Source organism: Bacillus sp. LR_5 (genome assembly GCF_042709275.1).
In genome coordinates this window covers 1-1,198 of record NZ_JAVAXX010000603.1, presented here as the reverse complement: position 1 = coordinate 1,198, position 1,198 = coordinate 1, and the positions used below count along the sequence as shown (strand labels likewise).

The following is a 1,198-nucleotide window of genomic DNA, read 5'->3' as shown; positions in this document are numbered from 1 at the left end:
GAAAAGCGCCCTGTTCTATTGAAAAATGAAGAGTCTTTAACCAAGCATATGCTTAATTCAGATCCCCCTGACCACAATCGTTTGCGAACTCTTGTTCAGAAAGCATTTACTCATCGGATGATTTTACAATTAGAAGACAAAATCCAGCATATAGCAGATTCTTTATTGGATAAAGTACAACCCAACAAACTCATGAACCTAGTAGACGATTATGCGTTTCCTTTGCCGATTATCGTGATAAGTGAAATGCTTGGCATTCCCTTGGAAGATCGTCAAAAATTCAGAGTGTGGTCGCAAGCAATTATAGATTTTTCAGATGCCCCTGAAAGACTTCAGGAGAATGATCATTTGTTAGGAGAATTTGTTAAATATCTGGAATCCTTAGTTTGCAAAAAAAGGAGCGAACCTTCAGGAGATTTAATCAGTGCATTAATTCAAGCGGAAAGTGAAGGCACACAATTAAGTACAGAAGAATTGTACTCGATGATTATGCTGCTTATCGTTGCAGGTCATGAAACAACCGTAAACTTAATCACCAATATGACATATGCTCTGATGTGTCACGGTGATCAATTTGAAAAGCTCCGCCAGCAGCCAGATTTGATGAATTCAGCCATAGAAGAAGCATTACGGTTTCACAGCCCTGTTGAGCTAACGACAATTCGCTGGACGGCTGAACCGTTTATACTGCATGGGCAGGAGATTAAACGGAAAGATGTGATCATCATTTCTTTAGCATCAGCAAACCGTGATGAGAAGATATTTCCAAATGCCGACATATTTGATATTGAAAGAAAGAACAACCGCCATATTGCTTTTGGCCATGGCAATCATTTTTGCCTTGGTGCACAGCTAGCCCGCTTAGAAGCAAAGATTGCGATGTCCACCTTATTACGCCGCTGTCCAAATATACAGTTAAAAGGCGAAAAGGAACAAATGAAATGGAAAGGGAATTTTCTGATGAGAGCACTCGAAGAACTGCCGCTTAGTTTTTAATTTTTTGGGGATATGTGATTTTCAAACATATCTCGTTTTACTCCTCAATTAGATTAAACGATAGTAAAAGCTGTAACATAATAATTTGATATGATAGCTTTTCAAAAACAAAGTTTAGCATTATTTATGCCTACCGGGCATGAAAATGTCTTGCAAACACCAATAGTTTTCCCCTATCGGTGTTTTTTATTTGTTTTCAGCC

The 1,198-nt window shown here is 38.4% G+C and carries 1 protein-coding gene; it reads left to right on the top strand.

What is annotated here, in order from left to right:
• The coding region (locus RAC86_RS38870; protein WP_377886974.1) for a cytochrome P450 family protein at window positions 1-996 on the top strand (996 nt) is incomplete at its 5' end.
• Between the last annotated feature and the right edge of the window lie 202 nt (window positions 997-1,198).